At 38.9% G+C, this 14,978-nt stretch carries 15 protein-coding genes and 4 tRNA genes; 5 read left to right on the top strand and 14 right to left on the bottom strand.

Annotated elements, in window-relative coordinates:
* Positions 1-14: 14 nt before the first annotated feature.
* Complete coding sequence (locus tag DI060_RS14650) at positions 15-860, top strand: substrate-binding periplasmic protein (protein ID WP_108977697.1); 846 nt, start codon at positions 15-17, stop codon at positions 858-860.
* Positions 857-2,395, top strand: coding sequence for a hypothetical protein (locus DI060_RS14655; protein ID WP_108977698.1), 1,539 nt, complete (start codon positions 857-859; stop codon positions 2,393-2,395). Before DI060_RS14650 ends, DI060_RS14655 begins: the two co-directional genes overlap by 4 nt.
* On the opposite strand, the gene recR is transcribed toward DI060_RS14655, so the two are convergent.
* The 8 genes from recR to DI060_RS14695 all read right to left on the bottom strand — a co-directional run bounded on the left by recR (position 2,392) and on the right by DI060_RS14695 (position 5,899).
* Positions 2,392-2,985 carry a recombination mediator RecR gene (gene recR / locus DI060_RS14660; RefSeq protein WP_108977699.1) on the bottom strand — a complete coding sequence of 198 codons (594 nt, stop codon included), beginning with the start codon at positions 2,983-2,985 and terminating at the stop codon, positions 2,392-2,394. The two genes, DI060_RS14655 and recR, sit on opposite strands and share 4 nt — an antisense overlap.
* 12 nt (positions 2,986-2,997) lie before the next feature.
* On the bottom strand, positions 2,998-3,345 hold the full coding sequence (locus DI060_RS14665; protein ID WP_108977700.1) for a YbaB/EbfC family nucleoid-associated protein: 348 nt from the start codon (positions 3,343-3,345) through the stop codon (positions 2,998-3,000).
* 8 nt (positions 3,346-3,353) lie between these two features.
* On the bottom strand, positions 3,354-4,670 hold the full coding sequence (dnaX, locus tag DI060_RS14670) for a DNA polymerase III subunit gamma/tau (protein ID WP_108977701.1): 1,317 nt from the start codon (positions 4,668-4,670) through the stop codon (positions 3,354-3,356).
* Between the two features lie 11 nt (positions 4,671-4,681).
* A tRNA-Ser gene (locus DI060_RS14675) sits at positions 4,682-4,765 on the bottom strand.
* Between the two features lie 45 nt (positions 4,766-4,810).
* On the bottom strand, positions 4,811-5,248 hold the full coding sequence (locus DI060_RS14680) for a nucleoside deaminase (protein ID WP_108977702.1): 438 nt from the start codon (positions 5,246-5,248) through the stop codon (positions 4,811-4,813).
* 4 nt (positions 5,249-5,252) lie between these two features.
* A tRNA-Arg gene (locus DI060_RS14685) sits at positions 5,253-5,326 on the bottom strand.
* Between the two features lie 394 nt (positions 5,327-5,720).
* A tRNA-Ser gene (locus DI060_RS14690) sits at positions 5,721-5,809 on the bottom strand.
* Between the two features lie 6 nt (positions 5,810-5,815).
* A tRNA-Ser gene (locus DI060_RS14695) sits at positions 5,816-5,899 on the bottom strand.
* 42 nt (positions 5,900-5,941) lie between these two features.
* On the opposite strand from DI060_RS14695, the gene DI060_RS14700 reads away from it, so the two are divergent.
* Positions 5,942-7,087 carry a class I SAM-dependent RNA methyltransferase gene (locus DI060_RS14700; protein ID WP_108977703.1) on the top strand — a complete coding sequence of 382 codons (1,146 nt, stop codon included), beginning with the start codon at positions 5,942-5,944 and terminating at the stop codon, positions 7,085-7,087.
* Positions 7,088-7,141: 54 nt separating this feature from the next.
* Here DI060_RS14700 and DI060_RS14705 read toward each other — a convergent pair whose 3' ends face one another.
* The 5 genes from DI060_RS14705 to DI060_RS14730 form a co-directional block, all read right to left on the bottom strand.
* Entirely contained in the window at positions 7,142-7,345 is a 204-nt protein-coding gene (locus tag DI060_RS14705) for a YgaP family membrane protein (RefSeq protein ID WP_108977704.1), read from the bottom strand.
* 33 nt (positions 7,346-7,378) lie between these two features.
* Positions 7,379-8,260: an alpha/beta fold hydrolase gene (locus DI060_RS14710; RefSeq protein WP_108977705.1), complete on the bottom strand. Its 882-nt coding sequence runs from the start codon at positions 8,258-8,260 to the stop codon at positions 7,379-7,381.
* Positions 8,260-9,252, bottom strand: coding sequence for a CE1 family esterase (locus DI060_RS14715; RefSeq protein ID WP_108977706.1), 993 nt, complete (start codon positions 9,250-9,252; stop codon positions 8,260-8,262). The genes DI060_RS14710 and DI060_RS14715 overlap by 1 nt, the downstream gene beginning before the upstream one ends.
* Positions 9,234-9,704 (bottom strand): WbuC family cupin fold metalloprotein, encoded by a 471-nt coding sequence (locus tag DI060_RS14720; protein WP_108977707.1) that lies wholly within the window; start codon positions 9,702-9,704, stop codon positions 9,234-9,236. The genes DI060_RS14715 and DI060_RS14720 overlap by 19 nt, the downstream gene beginning before the upstream one ends.
* Positions 9,705-9,933: 229 nt before the next feature.
* Positions 9,934-11,034 carry a glycosyltransferase family 4 protein gene (locus DI060_RS14730; protein ID WP_244594429.1) on the bottom strand — a complete coding sequence of 367 codons (1,101 nt, stop codon included), beginning with the start codon at positions 11,032-11,034 and terminating at the stop codon, positions 9,934-9,936.
* 146 nt (positions 11,035-11,180) lie between these two features.
* Here DI060_RS14730 and folE point away from each other — a divergent pair, with 146 nt between their 5' ends.
* Positions 11,181-11,732, top strand: coding sequence for a GTP cyclohydrolase I FolE (gene folE, locus DI060_RS14735; RefSeq protein WP_108977709.1), 552 nt, complete (start codon positions 11,181-11,183; stop codon positions 11,730-11,732).
* Between the two features lie 71 nt (positions 11,733-11,803).
* Positions 11,804-13,771 (top strand): acetate--CoA ligase, encoded by a 1,968-nt coding sequence (gene acs, locus DI060_RS14740; protein ID WP_108977710.1) that lies wholly within the window; start codon positions 11,804-11,806, stop codon positions 13,769-13,771.
* Here acs and DI060_RS14745 read toward each other — a convergent pair.
* Positions 13,768-14,931, bottom strand: a complete 1,164-nt coding sequence (locus DI060_RS14745) for a tetratricopeptide repeat protein (RefSeq protein ID WP_108977711.1) — start codon at positions 14,929-14,931, stop codon at positions 13,768-13,770. The genes acs and DI060_RS14745 overlap by 4 nt on opposite strands.
* Positions 14,932-14,978: the final 47 nt, after the last annotated feature.

Genomic DNA, 14,978 nt, shown 5'->3' on the forward strand with positions numbered 1-14,978 from the left:
AATCTAAGTTTGAGATGCGGATCCTAAGGTACCTATTCCCATTTTTCTTTTTTGCTTTTCCAGTTTTGTCTCAAACGAGCCAAACGATCGATAAGATAAAGAAGACAAAGGTATTAACAGTATCTGTAAATGAGTTTTACGATCCCTTTTACATAGAAAATCCAAACCCCGAATACCCAGGTTTAGATGTAGAACTTGCGCAAGCTTATGCGGAATTTTTGGATGTAGAACTTCGTGTGATTCCTTTGCGAACATTTGACCAACATGCGAAAATGTTAGAACGAGGAGATTCTCAAATTGCTTTGGCAGGCTTATCTAGTTCAATTTTAAGATTCAAGGATGTATATTTTACTGATCCGTATTTACTTTCTACACCTGCAGGACTTGTCAATCGGGCTTCACTGCCACCTGAACCTGAAGGACAGATTGTAACCGTACAATTATTCCGAAATCTTTTAGATTTGCAAAGTGTTTCAGGGATTTCTTTCTCAGTCTTATCTAATAGTTCCAATCATCTCTACTTAAAGGAAACATTTCCAAAGGCACAAATCTATTCCTATTTTACAAGCGAAGCAGCCTTTAATGAGCTAAAGAAAAACAATGTAAACTGTTTTGTTGCTGATTATTATTATATCATGGCTCTCTTACAAAAGAATCCTTCTTTGAGAGCTACATATCTACCTATAATGGGTTCGGTTCAAGAAGATCATATTAGCATGGCAGTCGCCAAGAAAGATGTAGAGTTTATCTATCACTTAAATTTTTTTATCAAAGAATTTAAACGATCAGGTAAAATGCAAAGCCTGATCAATAAATACTTTAAAACTGATAAATGGGTAAAGAAAGAAGAAGCTAAATGAAATCTCGTTTTATCATTTTGTTTCTTTTTGTAACGTCATTTCATTTGTGGGCAGATGATGAAGAATCCCAAAAGACAAATATAAACTTTAGTGGTTCTTTTCGTGTCCGAGGAACCAATGTTGGAAGAGATGTTCTATTAACTCGTCAAACTCCCGTTACCCGTGTTACCAATCCAGAAGCAGAATTTTTATCTAGACAGGCACAAGATGCGGAAGCTATAAATAAAGACCTTGAAAGGCGCCGATTAGGATTGCCCTCTGAATTGACACCAAGAAGAGAAGATATTAGCTATTACGATACTCGTTTTTTATACAACATGAGTTTCTCGGCCAGCAAATATGTAGAGGGAATATGGGGGATGCAAGTTGGAGATATTCCCTTTGGTGGAAAAGGCTTACGTGCAACGGGTCCAGATGGATTTGATCCGGGGATCATTGGACCTGGTTCGGGTGGGGAAAGAGGCAGAACTGCAGCAGTCAATGTGCAAACTAACTTTCTGTATTTGAACTTTCGTATTCCAGAACAGGCACTTTTCATCAAAGTAGGCCAGCAACTTTTTTCGTCCCCTCAAGGTAGAGTACTCTTCTCTACTGGAACAGGGGTTAGCATAGTCAAAAATTTTCAATTTCTTCGATTGGTATGGGATGTTGGCGTTCTTCGGGCAAGAGACCAGAGCTTTCTGGATGTCGATAAGAATGGCTTTGCTGATAAAAATTATCAGAATTCAAATATCTTTTATAATCGTATGAAAATAGAATACTTTCGAAATATCCGAAATGAATTTTATGCTTACCTTTTGGATGACAATGATAAAACAGATAATGAAACCGCTCGTTTAGGTTGGTATGGTCTTTTCAACGAATTTAATTTCCAGTCATTCTCCTTTATCGTCCATGGTATTCTCAATACAGGAACAGTTCGAAAGTTAAAATCTATCACAGATACCAATGGTCTAACAGTCTATAATACGAGAAGTAGACATTACATAAAAGGTGGAATGTATGACTTCCAATTTACATATCGCTATAGTGACCAATTAAATTTTAATTTGATAGCTTTAGGTACGACAGGTAGGCCAGGTTATGACGAAAATGGTTTAGAAGCAAATTTAAAAGGCAATGGTTATCGGACTTTAGCACCGGGATTTTCTATCTCGAACATTGCAACAGACTTCACAGGTGGCTATGCTCTTTTCAATGGATCCAGTTTTTCTGGACTAAATGAATATGGAGCCTTTGCCAACTTGATCGCTTTTGGTCCCTATCAATTTACTTTTGGTTACTACCAGCTTTGGGCTACAAAATCTCCGGAGATAAGAATCAATCGTGAGTTTTCAGAATGGGCGGGATACAAAACTTCCACTTATCTTGGTATGGAATATAACTTTAATATTCGATATAATGTTACTTCCGATTTTCAAATTGTGTTTAGGTCAGGATATTACGTAGCTGGTGATGCTTTATTTGTTTTATTAGATTCCAAATATGGAAGGATATTGAGGGAAGCCTTCGTAACTCTGGAGCATAGGTTTTAAATTGTTAGTCGTGATTTGATTGCTTTGCCTAAAGTGTATTGGTCAGAGTATTCTATCGTTCCGCCTATTGTGATTCCGTGAGCAATTCTCGAAACCTTTATGTGGTAAGCTTTTATTAAATTAGATAAGTAAGATGCAGTTGCGTCACCCTCTAAGGTCGGGTTTGTAGCAATGAGTACTTCAGTGACGCTCGATTGCTCGATTCTCTTTAAAAGTTCTTTGATGCGTAGTTGGTCAGGACCGATGCCATCCAAAGGGCTTATTGCACCATTGAGAACATGGTATTTACCAAAGTATTCTTTTGTATTTTCGATAAAGAAAATGTCTTCTGGTTGTTCTACTACGCATATGATAGATGCATCCCGTTTTTCAGACGTACATATATCACAAATTGGTTCCTCTGTCAAACTTCCGCATACTTGGCAAAATTGTAAACTTTCCCTGGCTTCACTAATGCTTTGTATCCAATGTTGGAATGAGGAATGGTCCATTCTAAGCATATGGAAAGCAATACGTGTTGCGCTTTTTTTTCCTATTCCTGGTAAGGAGGAAAATGAGGAAACTAACTTTTGAAATTGATTCTCGCTCAAAAAAGTAACAGCCTATTGGTTTTGTTGGAACATAGATTCAAAGTCTTTTGGATTGAATCCAAAAACATTCTTCATTTCGTAAGCCATTGCTTCTTTGGCTTTTCTAAGTGCTTCATTGGTTGCAGATAGAATCAAATCCTCCACTAACTTTTGCTCACTAGGAACAAACACAACTGGATTGATTTTTATATTTACAATAGTACCTTCTGCATTTGCAGTTACTTCTACCATACCAGCCCCAGAGGAAGCTGTTACTTGTAAGGTAGAGAGTCGTTTTTGTAGCTCAGCCTGTTTTTCTTGGATATTTCCCATTTGGGAGTAGACTTCTTTTAAATTTTTAATCTGGTCAAAGATACCCATACTTACCTCTACAAATTTTTAAATTGATCAGGATCTGCATCAGTAGCGGCAAATGTTTCCATGATAAATTTTTCCATATCAGGCTTTGGCTTTATTGTTTCCTTAGGAATAGACTCCTGTTTTGTATGACTTGGTTCCATTTGGTTAAAATCTGTTTGGATTAATTTGGTTATTTCCGAAAGTTTAGTGAGAAGTCCAGACACGGAAGGCTTTTCTCTTTCCATTAAAAGTTTTCTAAATTGTATTTCTAAGTAAACTTTAACTTCATATGAACTCCTCAATTTCATCTGGTTCATTTTTTCATGCACGAGGAATAATCGTTCAGATAGAAGGATAATGACTTCTGGATCTACAGCCCTATATTCTGTTTTTAGATTTTGTAGGTCTTCCTGTGGTATGTTGATAGATTCGCGTTCTGCAAGATTGTCCCGAATCAACAAAAGGGAATTGAGGAATTCAATAAAATCCCAGAGAAATTTATTTAAGTCCAAACCTTCTTCGAAATAATGTTCTAGTTTTTGAAAGAGATTTGCTGACTGGCTTGAATCAAGAAGTGCATTTAAAAATTCTTTAAATCCCTCAATACCATGGTATCCAATCATTTTACGTAACTTTATGCCAGTTAAGTTGCCATCGGTAAATACGACTGCTTGTTCCATGAAAGAAAGGGTATCTCGTACGGAGCCATCACCTTTCTTGGCGATCCAAAATAATCCTTCTGAGTCATATTTGAGATTTTCTTTTTTTGCGATAGTTTCTATGTATTGTTGTAATACGGCAACAGGCACCTTTCGGAAGGTAAAATCTTGGCATCTTGAGAGGATTGTTTCAGGAATTTTATGGTATTCGGTAGTTGCTAAAATGAATACGACATGTGGAGGAGGTTCTTCCAATGTTTTCAGCAATGCGTTGAACGCTGCTCCGCTTAACATGTGAACTTCATCGAGAATATAGACTCGGTACTTTCCACCCATTGCATTGAACTTTACATTCTCGCGAAGGTCTCGAACATTATCGACCCCACTGTTGGAGGCAGCATCAATCTCAAAAACATCATTGGAGATACCTTTAGTAATCTCCTGACAAGACAAACAAACATTACATGGTTCTACTCCGTTGGGGTTTTCGCAGTTTAATCGTTTCGCTAAAATACGAGCGATCGTCGTTTTACCGACACCTCTTGGCCCAATAAAGATATAGGCATGTCCAATTTTTTTGGTTTTGAAAGCGTTGGTAAGGGAATTGACCGCTAGATCTTGGTAGATTACATCTTGGAAAAACTGAGGGCGGTATTTCCGGAATAGGACTTGGTGGCTTTCAGACATTTTTGAACCTTCGGAGAGACCGGGATTCGAACCCGGGGTGCTTTTGGCACACATGCTTTCCAAGCATGCACATTAGACCGCTCTGACATCTCTCCAATGAGTTCTACGAACATCCATGAAAAGAAATGGTCAATAGAATTCTACCTTTTCTCTTTGAAAAAGCTCTTAAAATCAGAAAGAATTTTTTGGTTTTCGATCCAAATCAGCTTTGGGAAGTGATTCATTAGATAGATATTTTCCCAAGATAAGGAAGAGATTCCCTCCCCGCGTTTTGCTGGAAGAAAGTAAACGACCTTAGGAATCTTTGTTTTGCAAATCGCCCCAGCACATTGTAAACAAGGCTCGAGACTTGTGTAGAGCGTTACATCGACTAGGTACTTTTCGTTTTTTACACGTAATGCATCTTCAATGCATTTCATCTCGCTGTGTTTACGCGCATCGCGTTCTAATTGGACAGAGTTAAAACTTTCAGATATGATTTTACCAGAGGAGTCATAGATTTGTGTGAAAGAGGGAATCTCGTTTGGAAACTCCTCTTTTAAACTTTTATAGCGAAGAAGAAACAGCTGTGTTTCCAAGAATCGCGCCCAAGAGGATTTGAACCTCTAACCTTCTGATCCGTAGTCAGATACTCTATCCAGTTGAGCTATGGGCGCAAGGAATGTCTCTAAATGCTTAACCCATTCAGAAATAATCGGTAAATCAAGGTTTTTCTGCAACCGAACAGAGTAAATCAAAAATCCCGAAATAGATAGATAAATTAAAACGAATACCAAATGGGTCAGAGTGGCTAGAATTGGCCCAACATAAGGAAGACCACTGAGGATTTGAGCAAAAATAAGTACAACAAAGAACAAACAAGTGTTAATAGCAGAGTAAAGGCAATAGGTTCTTACCAGTTTTGATTTTTGAAACCAGGTAAGGATGGGCAACCAGGAAAAGAAAAGTGGCAGAGAAGCTAGAAATGAATAGGAATCCTCTTTGGACAGAAACTCTGTCCAACGTAGTTTCAGTGTTTTGAGGAAGGGTTTTATACGATTCATATGATTTCGGAGACGCAGGGATTCGAACCCTGGGTACGCTTTAACACGTACGACGGTTTAGCAAACCGCTCCTTTCGGCCACTCAGGCACGTCTCCAGCTCTCGGAGAAGGTAGGATTCGAACCCACGGTGGGATTACCACGACGGTTTTCAAGACCGCTGCTTTAGACCACTCAGCCACTTCTCCAGAGGTACCTATCCGTTTTCGTAAATACAAGTGCACTGTCAAATGAATAATGAAGAATTGGCTCTAAGAATGGTGATAGAAGATCTAGAACTTGGAAAATGGGTTCAAAATGGCTTTACGATCAGCCATTGGGATGGGCGGACTATTTTTGTGATAGGTGGGATTCCAGGTGAGATTGTAGACATAAAGATTGATAAAACCACAAAACAGGAATGGTTTGGAACTGTCATAAGATTCAAGCAAACGAAATCGAATCGAATCTCGGTTGATTGCCCAAGTTTTCTCAGCTGTGGCGGATGCTCTTACCGTCATATCTCTTACCAGGAAGAACTCACTATCAAGAAATCTTTGTTAGCTGATAGATTTCCAAAATGGAAAGATTCCCTTTCTCTAATTTCGGGCAGCGAAAATCACTATCGAAACAATGTTCAATGGAAACAAAAAAAGAAAGAGGTTGGATTCTATAAAAAGGGAAGCCATGACATAGATTCACGAACTTCACAATTCTGTCTTACCGTTGATCCGCGTTTATTGTTATCCAACCTGAGCAAAGAAATTCAAAATAAAATCAAACACACGAAGGATATCCTGCTTCGACTTTCTCACTCGGGAATTTCTATTTACGATAGGGAAGAGACGGAATTTTTTTTGAAGGAGACTATCATTCGCATACCTAAGGGAGGATTCTCCCAAATTAATCAATTTTTATTGATACCTTGGTTGGATAAAATTTGTTCATACCTAAGCACGAATGAAATGGTTGCAGAGTTATTTTGTGGCTCCGGAATGATAGGATTGTATGCACAGAAACATATAGAAAAATTGATAGGATTAGAATCGCATCCTTTGAGTATAAAATTTGCCAATCTCAATGCGAGCGCAAACAATCTTAAACAATATTCTTATATTTGTACAAATCTTTACAAAGACCCTATCCCAGTTTCCCTTATGAAGGTTTCTACCTGGATAGTAAATCCGCCCCGTTCTGGATTGAGCAAAGATATTAACGCTTCGATTGGCAAAAGCCAATGTAAGAAATTAATCTATTCGAGTTGTAATGCGGCCACTTTGCAAAGGGATTTGATCGAGTTAGAAACCTTCGGCTTTCAAATAGAAGATCTTGTCCTTGTGGATTTTTTTCCAAGAACCCATCATTTCGAAGTACTTGCACTCCTAGTGAGGGATTAGATTCCTTTGCCTAAGGGAAAGATCCGCGAAGGCAAAGGCTTAGAATTAGAATGATTAAGATTTAGTTTTTGTTGAAAACTTAAACGGTAAATAGGCAGGGCAAAATCCGACGGCAGATGTTCCGATCAAAACAACCGCAACAACGGCTAGGACAATCGCAACGGTACCTTGTAAAACGCCCGCGAAGTATAAGCCTCCTAAAACCAATCCAACGATAACTCGACCTAAACGATCATATACACCCATATTTTGAAACATAAACATCTCCTATCTCTATTATACGATAAAATCCTAAATCTTATGTTTAGCTAACCAAAAAATAATATCCTGAATGATTTCATCAGGTTTTTCCCAGTGTAGAAAATGACCGCAGTGGTCATAGCCTCGCTTCCGAAGACCTCTACTAAAATCTCCTTCCTTTACAATCTGCTCGAATAGATTTCGATGGAAACATCCATCATTTAAACCATAGAGCATCTGCGTGGGAGAACCTACGACTGCATCAATTATGGCCAATAGACTCTCCCTTCCGGAATCGGTAAGTATATCATTCAAATTTCGATAATAAGCAAGAGCAGACGAAAGAACGCCAGGATTTTGAAATGTTGATTTAATTTCTGCTATATGCTCTTGGTTTGCGTTTAGATCAGGTGACCATTCCTTCCATAAATAATCTACTAATCCAAAATCATTTGATCTAACTGTTAATTCAGCGAATAATGGAATTTGAAATAAAAGTAAATACCAAGAATATACGGATTGTTGCGGTGCCCAAAGCAATATTTCCTGATAATTTTTTAACAAAGGGACTCCTATGCTAGTGATAGATGCAAAACGACTTGGGTAATAAATACCACAAGCATATGCCACGATTGCACCCCAGTTATGTCCTACTAAATGTACTTTTTCCCAATTTCGACTTTCCATCCAGTTCAAAACGTCCACCATAAGATCATTGATATGCAATTTCGACCAATGAGAGATTGTGTTTGGTTCATATCCTCTCATTGCTGGCGCCACACAATGATAGCCTGATCGCGAAATAGGTTCGAGGATTTGTGTGAATGTTTTAAAATTGTCTGGAAAGCCATGTAAAAATAAAACTGGCTCACCACTCCCTACTTCAAGAGTTGAAAATGATTTGGATTCACTTCTAATTTCAGAATAAAACATTAGTTAACCTCGGGTTGCTCGCGGGCTGTTTCTGAGAAAAATTTTAAAATATGTTTGGTGGCATCTAGATCATCAGAAAAATATCCATAGTTTTTTTCAGAGACATAGTAAAATCCATGAGGCCAAATATGACCTCCCTCCTCAATCAAATAAGAATGCACTTTAGAATTCGTGACTCGGTTAATAAAACTTTCAAATCGAATTTCCTGTCCCCAGAAGCGATTCATTTTGGGGAGTCTCTTTTTTGTTTCAAATTCGCATTGCAATTGTTTTTTCCAGAAAAGGATAGAATCTTGAAAAGAAATGGTTTCGCCGCCTGCTAAGCGTTTTGTTGTCCCACCCTCTTGATAAGGAATTTTGACTTCCCCTCCATCGTAGGGAACTACATCATCACGTTTTCCAAAGATAAAACCAATGGATACGGGATGGTTTACCTGACAAAACTTACTTAGATTCAGAGAGGTGTTTGCGGCTACAGAAAATCCCGAAACAAAAATATCATTTGCTTCACATAAAACACGTTGAGTCATAAACCCCCCGTTGGAGATTCCAGCAATATGAATGCGCTTTTCATCGATTGGGTATCTTGCTTGAAAAAGAAGGGCTAAAGATTTTAAAAAATAGACATCATCCGTATTTCTTTGGTCGGTAAGTGATGTCTTTACATTTCTTCCATCATTCCACCGATTACCGATTCCCTCTGGGAATACCGCGATAAACCCTTGTTCTTCGGCGTAATCAGAAATCCTTGTCAGATAGATCATTCCATCTCCTGTGCCTCCTCCACCATGTAGTAAAAAGAGAAGAGAATATCTTCGACCTGCTATCTGCTTTGGAACATAGTAATAAAAAGTTCTTTCATCAGTGTTTATTTGTATTACTTCCTTATTGTGTTCTGTTACTGGAACAAAACGCGGAAGGGATTGGCAGTTTCCGATGAAGGGAACCATCCAAAGTAGAGAACAGAGAGGCCTTAAAAGAGATCTTTCCATTGTTTGAGTTGAATATCTTGATCAGGATCACCTTCGTTTGGATACGAGGGATGAAATTCTTTATCAATGTTAGGATCGTAGGGACCTGACTTTCCTTCAAAACAGATGGCATAATTGGATAGACAAATTAAATTGTGCCAAACACCTGCTTGTATATCAATCCCAACGACAGGTCCTTCAGAACTAAGGCAATGTTTCTCTTTTATTGATCCATCCTCGTTGAAGATTAAGAATCCTACCTTTCCCTGCAAAATAACAAACGTTTCAGGTTTCGGGTCTAAGAGATGCCTGTGAACAGCGATGAAAGTATCTTTGGTAAGCACATTCAGGAATCGTTGGTAGACTTCTGTTAGTTGGTGGAAGTTGTGGTTCCTTCGTTTTCTGGGAGATGCCAGAGCCTGGTTTAATATTGTATCAAAAAGCTGATGGTTGATGAGCTGAATTTCCGACAAGTGTGAATTCCTCGAGATGGTCCTGGATATATTGTAGCATATCCTTCACACAAGCAGTACAAGTTTCTGCAGCACCCATAGTCTGCGCGACTTCCAGAACCGGGCGTTGGCTCAAGCGAACTTCTTCCAAAATTTGGTCGAAATAGACCTCTGCACAGTGACACTTAATCATCTTGTTTCTGAGAATCAGTCTCTATATTAATGAGTTTGCTTCAAGTACTTTTTCACCTCAATCTGCCAGAAAATTAGATTGGTAGAGGCTTTCGAGTTTCCGGATTGCCCTATCCCACGTAAAGGATTTCGCATTTTCGAGTCCCAGTTGGGAAAGTTTCTCCAAAGTTTTGGAGTCTTCTAAGAGCAAGAGAACGGCTTTTTTAAATTCTTCCTCGTTGGTTGGCGAAAAATACACAGCGCTTTGTTTTAAGATCTCAGGTAAAACGGAAGAATTGGAACAAAGAACAGGAGTTCCTACAGCTTGCGCCTCTAAAGCTGGGAAGCCGAAACCTTCAAGTAATGTTGGATAGAGAAATAGTTTTGCTCCTTGGTAAAGTTTTGCCAAATCTTCGTATGCAATTTGCGGGAAAAAAAAATATCTATGCGGGTGTTCCTCCACAATCGCTTTCCATTCGTCAGGAATTTTACCCTTCATGCCAGCAATCACTAAGGGAATGTCGGTAAGCCTGTCTTTCCACATAGCATTGAGTGAACGCAGTAAGAATTCAAAGTTTTTGTGAACTTTCGGAATGCCAACCGATAGGAAATAAATTTCTGGCAATTTGTATTTTTCCTTAAACTCATTTAGATTCTGACTTGAGGTGAGTTTAAACTGTTTTAGATCGATGCCATTGTAGATCACCGTCACTTTGCTGGGCTTAAAATGAAATGTACGGATGAGATCTTGTTTGGTATATTCCGATACGGATATCACATGTTTTGAGAACAGTCTTACACTGTGTAAGATTATCTTTAGATACAGTCGTTTGACTAGAGAGGAGTGAGCTACTTTGAAATGATAGGGGATCAGATCATGAATGGTGACTAGGCATTTTGTCACATATAACAAGGGTACATTGAAGTGAGGAATCTCAAGTAGATCCATATCTTTCATCATTGGATGTCCGAAACTTTCTCGGATTGAGTAGATAGGTGGGTCATAGGATATGACCTTAGCATCATTTGGTATGCTGTAGTTTTTTAGGACCTTTTCATTTCCAAATATAAAGAGCTGAACATCTTCTTTTGACAAAGGCCAAAATTTAAGTATGTGTTGGATGCGGATTCCGATCCCAGAATTCTCTATCATGCGCGCATCGAATCCAACTTTTAACATCAAAGCACCTTTCAAAATACAAAAATGGAAAAAAAGAGAATGAAGTCTCCTTTTTATAACACAGTCTAGTCAAATTAGTAGTGGTAAAAGTGCATTCATTATTTCAAGTTTGTGGCTTCATCCTCTAGTCTTCATTAAGGTATAGAATGGAAAATTTAATTGAAGAGATTCTAAGGCAAGTGGGTGAGGACCCAGACCGAGAGGGTTTGGTAAAAACACCAAACCGTGTCAAAAAGGCTTATGAATTCCTGACGAGCGGTTACAAAGCAAATATTGATGAGCTTGTAAACGGAGCGATTTTTGAAGAAAGTACGACTGGCATGGTTTTGGTAAGGGATATTGAATTGTATTCCCTTTGTGAACACCATTTGCTTCCGTTCTTTGGTAGAGCACATGTTGCTTACATTCCAAATAAAAAAATCATAGGAATTAGTAAAATTCCAAGGATAGTCGATGTATTTGCCCGTCGATTGCAGGTGCAAGAGAGATTAACGGACCAAATCGCGCAGGCGATTCAGGAGACTCTCGATCCACTGGGAGTTGGCGTTGTAATCAAAGCAAAGCATCTCTGTATGATGATGAGAGGCGTAGAAAAACAGAACTCTGAATTGTTTACTTCTAGTCTACTTGGCCTTTTCAAAACAGATGCAACAACTCGCAGTGAATTTTTGGATTTGATCCGGACAGGCTCCCACTAAAGGCTAGGAGCTAAGAATCCGACTCGACAAAGTTTCTTTTCGCATTCAAATATTGCCGTAAGGAGTCCCTTATGGCAAAAGAAAGAGTGGTTTCCCCGTCCACCGAGTTTAAGAAAAAAGCAAACATTGACCAAAAAGCTTACAAGAAGCTCTACCAAGAATCTATAGATAAACCTGAAAAATTTTGGGCAGAACAGGCAAAACGCCTAACATGGATTAAAAAGTGGAATAAAGTTTTAAACCATGATTTTAAAAATGCAAAGACTACTTGGTTTGCTGGAGGAAAATTAAATGTTTCCGCAAACTGTTTGGACCGTCATATCCATACAGAGGCAAAAAATAAAGCAGCCATTATATGGGAAGGGGATAATCCAGACGAAAGCAAAGTATTAACTTACTATGATCTTTACCGAGAAGTGAATAAATTTGCATCCGTTCTAAAGAAACTAAAAGTAAAAAAGGGTGACCGAGTTCTTATCTATCTACCCATGATTCCAGAATTGGCTATTGTAACCCTAGCCTGCACAAGGATTGGAGCGATCCACTCTGTGGTGTTTGGAGGGTTTTCGCCTGAGGCACTTTTAGGACGGATCGAAGATTCAAAACCTAGTTTAATCATTACTTCAGATGGTGGCTACAGAGGTGGAAAACAAATCCCTTTGAAAGCAAATGTTGATGCTGCCCTTGAAATGACAAAAGTAAAGATCGAGGATGTTGTTGTCGTTAGAAGAACTGGTGATGAAGCGACTCTTCATTTTAAAGAAGGTAGAGACCATTGGTATCATTACTTAATGAAAGATCCAGAGCTTCCCAGTTTTTTTGCGCCTGTTGCAATGGATTCGGAAGATCCGCTATTCATTTTGTATACCTCGGGTTCAACTGGCAAACCTAAAGGTGTTTTGCATACAACTGCTGGTTATTTGTTGGGAGCTAACTTAACTTTTCATGCGATATTCGATTATAAATCGACTGATACATTTTGGTGTACCGCAGATATTGGTTGGGTGACAGGCCATAGTTACATTTTGTACGGTCCTCTCTCAAACGGTGCAACAACTCTCATGTTTGAAGGCGTACCTAGTTACCCTGACCACGGTAGATTTTGGGATGTTATAGATAAATATTCTGTCACAGTTTTTTATACAGCTCCTACTGCAATTCGTGCCCTAATGCGAGAAAGTTTAGAGCATGTCCAGAAAAGATCTCTGAAATCATTGCGACTATTAGGATCAGTTGGCGAGCCTATCAATCCCGAGGCCTGGGAATGGTATCATAAACATATCGGAAAAGGGAAATGTCCCATTGTGGATACTTGGTGGCAGACCGAAACAGGTTCCATTATGATCACTGGCTTACCGGGAGCAATAGCACAAAAACCTGGTGCTGCAGGACTTCCATTTTTCGGCATAAAACCAGTATTAGTGGACCAAGATGGGAAAGAGATCAAAGGGAAAGGGGAAGTATCTGGAAATCTTTGCATTGCCTCTCCATGGCCGTCTATGATGCGAGGTGTTTATGGGGATCCGAAACGATTCTATGATACATATTTTTCCCAATTCAAAGGCTATTACTTCACTGGTGACGGTGCCATCCGAGATAAGGATGGATACATTAGAATTACTGGCCGCGTTGATGATGTGATCAATGTGTCTGGGCATAGAATCGGATCAGCAGAAGTAGAAAGTGCCTTGGTAGAACACAAGTCCATTGCCGAGGCTGCAGTTGTTGGATACCCACATGATATTAAAGGGCAAGGTATCTACGCATATGTAACAGTCAAGCAAGGCGTTCAGACCAATGACCAACTTAAAAAAGAATTGGTTGAGATTGTAGAAAGGATGATCGGTAAAATCGCAAGACCAGATGTTATCCACTGGGCTCCTGGATTGCCAAAAACAAGATCAGGAAAAATCATGCGTCGAATCTTGCGTAAGATTGCCTGCAATGAATTTGATACCTTGGGTGATATTTCTACCTTAGCAGATCCAACGGTAGTGGGGAACCTGATAGACGATAAAAAGAAGTACCATAACAATTAAAACTCCATACGATCGACGGCGAAGGGGCCTATGACAAAGAGAAATTCTTTCTCAGAGGTCTCTTCGTCCCTTTCTCTCAATAATTTTCGATATTCATCTGCTAAAATAGCATCCTTATCTTTAAACCAGTATACACCAAACAAAAGATATTCGCGATTTTTTCGGTATGTATTGAGATGGTTTTGTACATCCTGATCGCGAAGATTCATTTTATTTTTTATATCAGAAACCAAAACATCCATGGCCAGTGCATCTTCGACCCAACCAAGTTTTGTGTAAGTCTGTCTCAGAAGGAAAAGAAATTCCCCCCAGTCAGATTGGACATTGTATTTCAATGCCTGGTAAAAAGCTCTTCGAAACATAGAAAGTGCTTCTAGGTATCTTTCCTGTTCTTGAAGGTAGACTCCATAACGAACAAAGTATCGTGTTTCTTCCTTAAATGCAACACAAGCAAACATATAAGCTTCTTCTAATAGAGGAGATTTTTTCCCTCTCCGAGCGATAATGAGAGTTTCATACATACCTTCTACTCTTGGGAAAAATGGAAGATATCGTAGACTTAATTCTTCAGCTTCCTTCCATTTTTTAAGCTTAAGATTTCTTGCCAAAGAAGTCTGTAAGGCCTCTTCTTCGGAGGCAAATGATTTGTCACTCTCCAATAACCTAATGTAAGATAGATAGACATCCTCTTTGCCTGAGCGACGACTAAGAATCGCAGCTCTAAACAATCTGGCTTTATCGGTGGGTGCATTCTTTAAGTAGAGTTCTGTAAACTTCAAAGCTAAAGCTGGCTTTCTTTCTTTATCATAAAAATCAGCAATTTTCAGTAGAAGTGCGTTTTGTTTTCCATCCAATGCAATCGATTGTTCGTAGGCAGAAATGGCCTCATAATAATTACCCAACTTCCAGTGGGCATTTCCTGTGATATTGTGAAAACGTGAATCTAGTTCAGGTTTGATTTCTTTCGCCTTTGCTAAAAAAGAAAAGGCCTGATTGGGTAATTCAATTTCAATTTTTTGTTCTGCAACATCCAATAGGTGGTCGTAAGTGAAAAGGACCTTGGCTGGAATGATCGGTTCAGAAGAAATTCCTAGATTCCATGGAAATAGGCTTGTTAATAGAACGAGCCAAATGCATATTCTCCTAGACCGTGAGTTCATCTAAGGATTCTCATCGGTCTTCTTCTAAAATATCTTAGAAAATCAAA

This window comes from Leptospira ryugenii, from assembly GCF_003114855.1.
GTDB classification, from domain to species: domain Bacteria; phylum Spirochaetota; class Leptospiria; order Leptospirales; family Leptospiraceae; genus Leptospira_A; species Leptospira_A ryugenii.

Coding starts and splice junctions, on each gene's coding strand:
- DI060_RS14650 (WP_108977697.1), top strand. CDS start 15: ATGCGGATCCTAAGGTACCTATTCCCATTTTTCTTTTTTGCTTTTCCA.
- DI060_RS14655 (WP_108977698.1), top strand. CDS start 857: ATGAAATCTCGTTTTATCATTTTGTTTCTTTTTGTAACGTCATTTCAT.
- DI060_RS14665 (WP_108977700.1), bottom strand. CDS start 3,345: ATGGGTATCTTTGACCAGATTAAAAATTTAAAAGAAGTCTACTCCCAA.
- dnaX (WP_108977701.1), bottom strand. CDS start 4,670: ATGTCTGAAAGCCACCAAGTCCTATTCCGGAAATACCGCCCTCAGTTT.
- DI060_RS14700 (WP_108977703.1), top strand. CDS start 5,942: ATGAATAATGAAGAATTGGCTCTAAGAATGGTGATAGAAGATCTAGAA.
- DI060_RS14705 (WP_108977704.1), bottom strand. CDS start 7,345: ATGTTTCAAAATATGGGTGTATATGATCGTTTAGGTCGAGTTATCGTT.
- DI060_RS14710 (WP_108977705.1), bottom strand. CDS start 8,260: ATGTTTTATTCTGAAATTAGAAGTGAATCCAAATCATTTTCAACTCTT.
- DI060_RS14715 (WP_108977706.1), bottom strand. CDS start 9,252: ATGGAAAGATCTCTTTTAAGGCCTCTCTGTTCTCTACTTTGGATGGTT.
- DI060_RS14730 (WP_244594429.1), bottom strand. CDS start 11,034: ATGTTAAAAGTTGGATTCGATGCGCGCATGATAGAGAATTCTGGGATC.
- folE (WP_108977709.1), top strand. CDS start 11,181: ATGGAAAATTTAATTGAAGAGATTCTAAGGCAAGTGGGTGAGGACCCA.
- acs (WP_108977710.1), top strand. CDS start 11,804: ATGGCAAAAGAAAGAGTGGTTTCCCCGTCCACCGAGTTTAAGAAAAAA.
- DI060_RS14745 (WP_108977711.1), bottom strand. CDS start 14,931: ATGAACTCACGGTCTAGGAGAATATGCATTTGGCTCGTTCTATTAACA.